Genomic DNA, 6,685 nt, shown 5'->3' with positions numbered 1-6,685 from the left:
GCCGGGGGGGGGGGGGGGGGGGGGGGGGGGGCGGGGGGGGGGGGGGCGGGGGGGGGGGGGGGGGGGGGGCGGCGGGGGGGGGGGGCGCTGGGGGGGGCGAGACGGCGAGGACGGGGCGCGCAGACGTGACCGCAGAGGCGGGCGGCGAGGGCGGCGCGGCGAGGGCGGAGGTAGAGGGGCGGAGCGGGGAGGGCGGAGCGGCGAGGTGGAGCAGCGGAGGCCGAGCGGCGGACGCGACCGCGGGGCGAGACGGCGAGGGCGGCGTGCGCAGGCGTGACCGCAGAGGCGGGAGGCGAGGGCCGGGCTGCGAGGGCAGCGGTGGAGGCGGAGGGCGGGGTGGGCTGAGCGGGGAGGTGCGGAGGCAGAGCTGGGTGGGCTGAGCGGGGAGGGCGGAGGGGCGAGGTGCGGAGGTTGAGCGGGGAGGGGTTAAGGGGCGGGGGCGGTGGCGGCGGTGACGGCGGCCAGGGCGTCGACGAGGCCGGCGCCGGCGGTGTCTTCGGGGCCGCAGGGGGATGTGGAGGCGTCGACTGGCTGGGCGGTGCGGAGCAGGAGTTGGCGGGTCTGGTCGATCTGGCCGATGAGGGCGGGGTTGGCGGCCCACATGAGGGCGACGACGCCCGCCACGTGGGGGGTGGCCATGGAGGTGCCGCTCAAGGCGCCGTAGCCGCCGCCGGGCAGGGCGGAGACGATGGCGGCGCCGGGGGCCATGAGGTCGGGTTTGGGGAGGTTGCCGGGGGCGGGGCCGCGGCTGGAGAAGGAGGCGACCTTCGAGGTCCTGGTGACGGCGCCGACGGTGAAGGTGGCGGGGTAGTTGGCGGGTGGGTCGGTGATGGTGGCGCAGCCGGGGCCGGTGTTGCCGGCGGCGGCGACGAAGAAGATGCCGGCGGCGGCGAAGACGTCGACGGCCTGCTGCAGGGAGCGGGTGTCGCAGCCTTCGATGGAGGGGCAGCCCCACGAGTTGGTGAGGATCTGCGGGGCGCGCTCGGGGTGGCCGGCGTGCATGGGGTCGGCGCCGCTGGGATAGGGCGCGAGCATGAACTGCATGCAGCTCACATAGTTGGCCATGCTGCCCAGGTTGCGGGGGAGGTTGGCGCAGGCGACCCACTGCGCGCCGGGTGCGACGCCGACGTTGGCGCCGACCGCGGTGGCGAGGGTGTGGGTGCCGTGGCCGTTGTGGTCCACGGGGACGGGGCTGTGGCCGAACGGGTCGAGCCAGGAGTCGTCGGAGCCGCGGAACGTGGCCCGCAGGGCGGGATGGGTGCCGTCGACGCCGGAGTCGGAGCTGCCGACGACGATGCCGCGGCCGGTGGTGAAGTGGGACCAGACCTGGTCGGCTTTGATGAGTGTCAGGTTCCACGGCGGGGCGGTGGGGGCGGCGGCGCTGGCGTCGAATTCCGGGGACGGGTCGACGGGCAGCGGGCGCAGGTGCGGGTTGAGCAGGACCCGGTCGACGTCGGAGCGGTCCTCCAGCCACTGGCGGGCGAGCGGGCCGGCGTCCACCTCGATGCCGTTGACCAGGTAGAAGGGCGTGAAGTCGAGGTGCTTGGCGCGCAGCGCGCTGCGCAGCGACGCCTGGGAGCGCTCGGCGGTGCCGACCAGCCGCTCATAGGTCTGGCTGATGCGGGCGGTGCGGCCGGGCACGTTGCGCAGGCCGCTCAGATCGGCCTGCTCCTTCATGATCACGAAGAGACGCTCGCCGTTGAAGCCGGGCTGGCCGAGGGCCGTGTAGACGATCGCGCCGGCCGCCGCGACGACGAACGCGGCCAGTGCGGCGAACCGGGGCCGCCACCGGATCCGGCCGGTCGCCGGCACGAGGGAGGCGCCCGCGACCAGCGCGAGGACGAAGCCGGCCACGGCGCCGACCAGCGACCAGAACGCGACGTCGCGGAAGCCGAGCAGCAGCGACGTCTCCTCGGGGTCGATCAGCGCGAGCGGGCCGAACAGGGCGGGCGCCAGCACGGCCGGCACCGCGGGGCGCCCCCGGCGCGCCAGCGCGGCCAGCGCGAACGCCAGCGGCGGGACGGCCACCAGCGTGAACAGCTGCACCGCGGGCTCGCCGACGCCGGCGACGAGCGTGACCAGGCCGACCCCGGCGGTCAGCCCGCCGATCGCCATGCCGCCCCAGGTGCTGCGCAGCGGCTCGCCGATCGCGGTGAGCGCCGAGACCGGGCGGGCCGCGAGCCACGCCACCGCCACCGCGGCGAGCGCGGCGAGCACCGTCTCCACCGGACCGCCGAGCGCGCCGACCCACAGCCACGGCAGCAGCGCGACCAGCCCGACCGTCAGCGACAGCCACAGCAGCCAGCGGTCGGACCGCTCGGCCCGGCCCTGCACGGCCCGGTGGACGAGCGCGGCGACAGCGGCGGTCGCGGCCAGCACCGCCAGATAGACCTCGTGATAGGTGTTGGGGATCAGGCGGGCCGTGCCGAGCAGGCCGCCGAGCAGGGCGGTGATCGTCCACTGCAGGCCGGCCACCCGGGCGAACCCGACCTTCGACAGCCACGCCAGCAGCATCGCCGGCACCGCGACGAGGACGGCGGCCAGCCAGCCGGCCGCCGGCCAGGACCAGCGCGGGAGGTCCGAACCCAGCGCGAGCAGGCCCTCACCGACCAGCCAGACCCCGCTGTGGATCGCGACGGTGATCGCCACTGCCCACAGGCCAAGGACGATGGTCAATCCCAGCGCCCAACCCCGTGACCTCGTCATGGCGGCACTCTACGACCCGCGTGTGACAGTTTCGGATGAGCTGGAGGGGCAAACTGAGGGGCATGACGGAGACGGTCGACGCGGTGGTCATCGGTGCCGGACACAACGGTCTGGTCGCTGCCAACATGCTCGCCGATGCGGGCTGGGACGTTGTCGTGCTGGAGGGCACGGACCACGTCGGCGGCGCGGTCCGGTCGGCGCAGATCACCGCCCCGGGGTTCCTCAGCGACCTGTGCAGCGCGTTCTATCCGCTCGCCGCGGGGTCGCCGCCGCTGCTGGCGCTCGACCTCGAGGCGCACGGGCTGCGGTGGACGCAGGCGCCGGACGTCGTCGCGCACCTGTTCCCCGACGGGCGCGCGGCGGTGCTCAGCCGCGAGCTGGACCTGACGGCCGAGTCGCTGGACCGGTTCGCTCCGGGCGACGGTTCACGTTGGCGCGAGGTGTACGCCCAATGGCGCCGACTCTCCACAGACCTGCTGGAGTCGCTGCTCACCCCGTTTCCCCCCATCCGTGCGGGTGTCAGGCTGGCCGCGCACGCGGGGCCCGGCGACACGCTGCGGCTCGCCCGCCGGTTCCTGGTCCCGGCCAGGGTCCTCGGCGAGGAGCTCTTCCAGGGTGACGGCGCCCGGCTGCTGCTCACCGGCCTGGCCCTGCACACCGACCTGGCCCCGGACGACGCGGCCAGCGGCGGGTTCGGCTGGCTGCTGGCCATGCTCGGCCAGCAGCACGGATTCCCGGTGCCGGTCGGCGGCGCGCAGCAGCTCACCGATGCCCTGGTCCGGCGGTTCCAGCCGCACGGCGCGGTCCGCATCGGGGCCATGGTCGAGCGGGTGATCGTCGGCGGCGGGCGGGCCCTGGGCGTGCGGTGCGCCGACGGCCGGCTCTTCCGCGCCCGCAGGGCGGTGCTCGCCGACGTGCCGGCGCCCATCCTGTACCAAACCCTGATCTTGAAGGATCAGCTGCCCGCCCGGCTGCTGCGTGACCTGGAAACCTTCCGCTGGGACAACGCCACCCTGAAGATCGACTGGGCACTCTCCGCGCCGGCGCCGTGGCTGTCGCCGGACGTCGCGGGTGCCGGGACGATCCACTTGGGGGCCGACCCGCAGGGCTACGCCGCCGACCTGGCTGCCGGCCGGGCGCCGCAGGACCCGTTCCTGCTGGTCGGGCAGATGAGCACGGCCGACCCGACCCGCTCGCCGGCCGGCACCGAGTCATTGTGGGCGTACACCCACCTGCCGCGACCCGCGAAACCCGGTGAGGTCGACGCGGAGCTGGTGCGCACCCAGGTCGCCCGGGTCGAGGACGCGATGCGCCGGCACGCACCCGGCTTCGACGACCTGGTCCTCGGCAGGCACGTCAGCGGCCCCGCCGAACTGGTCGCGGAGAACCCGAGCCTCGTCGACGGGGCGATCAACGGGGGCACGGCCGCGGCGTACCAACAACTGCTGTGGCGGCCGGTGACCGGTCTCGGGCGCGCCGACACGCCCGTCGACCGGCTGTTCCTGGCGAATTCCAGTGCCCATCCCGGTGGTGGCGTGCACGGCGCCGCCGGCGCGAACGCGGCCCGCGCCGCACTGGCCCGGCACCGCCCGCTGCTCGGCGACGTCTACGCCGCCGGTGTCAGAAAGGCGATGCGGGCGATCTACTGAGCGCGGCGCTCCGCGAGGTCGGCGAGGCGGCTGAGCGCCTCCGCGTTGCGGTAGTGCAGCAGCACATCGCCGACCTTGTTGCGGATCCCGACGAGCGGCCCGTCGGTGAACTGCTCCTGCATGCTCACCCGGGTCGCCTGCTCGTCGAGCGGGTCGAGCGTGATGCGCACCTCGCCGGCGCCCAGCGGCCACAGATGCACCTTGAGCAGCAGCATCCGGCCCTGCTCGCACTCCAGCGACTCGCTGCGGTCCTTGAGTGACACCGGCCACGGGCCGGCCTTGTGATGCAGCCGCGAGCCCGGCTGGGGCCACGACGCGTCGACGTCGCGGACATGCGCGGTGCCGACGACCCAGTCGCTGTACGACCACCCGTCGGCGAGCACGGCGAAGACCCGGTCGGCAGGTGCGCTGACGATACGTTCGGTGATGGACACGATGATGTGATGCCCAATGACAGGCACGGCTACCGTAATGAGGTGCGCCGTGAACCCTCCACGTCCCGTTTCGAGGCCAGCCGCCTGTCGCCCGCCCGCCGCGCGCAGGACGTCGCCAGGCTGCGCCGCGAGCGCTTCGACGTCCTGATCATCGGCGGTGGGGTCACCGGAGCCGGTGCGGCCCTCGACGCCGCGTCCCGCGGGCTGTCCGTCGCTCTCGTCGAGGCCCGTGACCTAGCCTCCGGGACCTCCAGCCGGTCCTCGAAGCTGATCCACGGCGGCCTGCGATATCTGGAGCAGCTCGAGTTCGGCCTGGTCGCCGAGGCGCTGCAGGAGCGCGGTCTGCTCGCCACCCGCCTCGCGCCGCACCTGGTCCGGCCGGTGCCGATCCTGGTGCCGCTGCCCGCGCACCGCGGCCTGACCGGCGCCGTCCACCGCGTCTGGCAGCGGGCCTATTACGGCGCCGGCGTCGGCCTCTACGACGCGTTCGCCACCGCCGCCCAGCTGCGCGGGTCCGCACCCCGCGGGATGCCGCTGCACCGGCACCTGTCCCGCACCGAGGCCCACCGGCGCTTCCCGTCGCTGCGCGAGGACGCGATCAGCGGCGCGATCCAGTACTTCGACGGCCAGGTCGACGACGCCCGCCTGGTCGCCACGCTCGCGCGCACCGCCGCCAGCCTCGGCGCGGCGATCGTGCCCAGCGCCCGCGCCGTCGGGCTGCTCCGCGACGCGCGCGAGGTCACCGGGGTGCGGGTCCGCGACCTGGAGTCCCGCGAGGAGTTCGAGGTGCACGCCCGCACGGTCGTCGCCGCCACCGGCGTGTGGATGGACGACATCGCCGGACTGCTGTCCAACGGCGGCCCGCGCGAGTCGGCGGGTATGCAGGTGCGCGCCAGCAAGGGCGTACACCTCGTCGTGCCACGATCCGCGATCACCGGCGAGGCCGGGCTGATCCTGCGCACCCAGACCTCCGTCCTGTTCGTCATCCCGTGGGGCGGGCACTGGATCATCGGCACCACCGACACCGACTGGCACCTCGACCGGGGGCATCCAGCGGCGTCGGCGACCGACATCTCCTACCTGTTGGGGCAGGTCAACGAGGTCCTGGACCGGCCGCTGTCCACGGAGGACATCGAAGGCGTCTACGCCGGCCTGCGCCCCCTGCTGTCCCGCGAGGCCCGCCACCGGCAGCCGCACAGCCGGGACGAGCAGACCTCCGCGCTGTCGCGCACCCACGCGGTCGTCGAGCCGATGCTGGGGCTGATGCTGATCGCGGGCGGCAAGTACACCACGTACCGGGTGATGGCGGCCGACGTCATCGACCGGGTCGCGCACCGCCTCGGCGGCCTGCGCCGGCACGGTGGCCTGGTCCCCGCCTCCCGCACCGCCGACCTGCCGCTGATCGGCGCCGACGGCTACCACTCGCTGTGGACCAACCGCGCCGACCTGGCCCGCCGGCACGGGATCTCGGTCGGCGTCCTGGAGCACCTGCTGGAGCGGTACGGCTCGCTCGCCTTCGACGTGCTGGCCCTCGACCCGTCGCTGCGCCGGGCGCTGCCCGGTGCCCCGGAATACCTGGCGGCGGAGGTGGCCTACGCGGCCCACGCCGAGGGCGCGCTGCACCTGGAGGATGTGCTGACCCGCCGGACCCGGATCTCGTTCGAGACCGATCACCGCGGCGCGGCCTCGGCCACCGAGACGGCCGAGATCATGGGCGCGGTGCTGGGCTGGGACACCGCGACCAAGTCCCGGGAGATCGAGCACTACCTGGCGCGGGTGGCGGCGGAGCAGGAGTCGCAGCGGATGCCGGACGACCTGACCGCCGACGCGGCCCGCCTCGGCGTCCCGGACGTCCGCGGCTTCCGGTCCGACCGCACCTCCATCTCGTGAGTCGTG

Annotated in this window: 4 protein-coding genes; 2 read left to right on the top strand and 2 right to left on the bottom strand. The window is 74.7% G+C overall.

Features of this window, described 5'->3' with window-relative positions; translation table 11 throughout:
• Window positions 1–426: 426 nt before the first annotated feature.
• On the bottom strand, window positions 427–2,706 hold the full coding sequence (locus AB0K00_RS39535; RefSeq protein ID WP_363531861.1) for a S8 family serine peptidase: 2,280 nt from the start codon (window positions 2,704–2,706) through the stop codon (window positions 427–429).
• Window positions 2,707–2,768: 62 nt separating this feature from the next.
• Here AB0K00_RS39535 and AB0K00_RS39530 point away from each other — a divergent pair, with 62 nt between their 5' ends.
• Complete coding sequence (locus AB0K00_RS39530) at window positions 2,769–4,355, top strand: NAD(P)/FAD-dependent oxidoreductase (protein WP_363531859.1); 1,587 nt, start codon at window positions 2,769–2,771, stop codon at window positions 4,353–4,355.
• Here AB0K00_RS39530 and AB0K00_RS39525 read toward each other — a convergent pair.
• A complete protein-coding gene (locus AB0K00_RS39525) occupies window positions 4,349–4,816 on the bottom strand; it encodes an SRPBCC family protein (protein ID WP_363531856.1) in 468 nt (155 codons plus the stop codon). The genes AB0K00_RS39530 and AB0K00_RS39525 overlap by 7 nt on opposite strands.
• Here AB0K00_RS39525 and AB0K00_RS39520 point away from each other — a divergent pair.
• Window positions 4,799–6,679: a glycerol-3-phosphate dehydrogenase/oxidase gene (locus AB0K00_RS39520; protein WP_363531854.1), complete on the top strand. Its 1,881-nt coding sequence runs from the start codon at window positions 4,799–4,801 to the stop codon at window positions 6,677–6,679. The genes AB0K00_RS39525 and AB0K00_RS39520 overlap by 18 nt on opposite strands.
• The last annotated feature ends 6 nt before the right edge of the window (window positions 6,680–6,685 follow it).

Source organism: Dactylosporangium sp. NPDC049525, assembly GCF_040676755.1.
Lineage (GTDB): Bacteria > Actinomycetota > Actinomycetes > Mycobacteriales > Micromonosporaceae > Dactylosporangium.
The sequence above is the reverse complement of the archived record's forward strand: the minus strand, read 5'-3'. Positions and strand labels throughout refer to the sequence as shown.

Bases quoted from the DNA above. Each gene is read 5' to 3' on its own strand.
- AB0K00_RS39520 (WP_363531854.1), top strand. From the start codon at position 4,799: ATGCCCAATGACAGGCACGGCTACCGTAATGAGGTGCGCCGTGAACCC.
- AB0K00_RS39530 (WP_363531859.1), top strand. From the start codon at position 2,769: ATGACGGAGACGGTCGACGCGGTGGTCATCGGTGCCGGACACAACGGT.
- AB0K00_RS39535 (WP_363531861.1), bottom strand. From the start codon at position 2,706: ATGACGAGGTCACGGGGTTGGGCGCTGGGATTGACCATCGTCCTTGGC.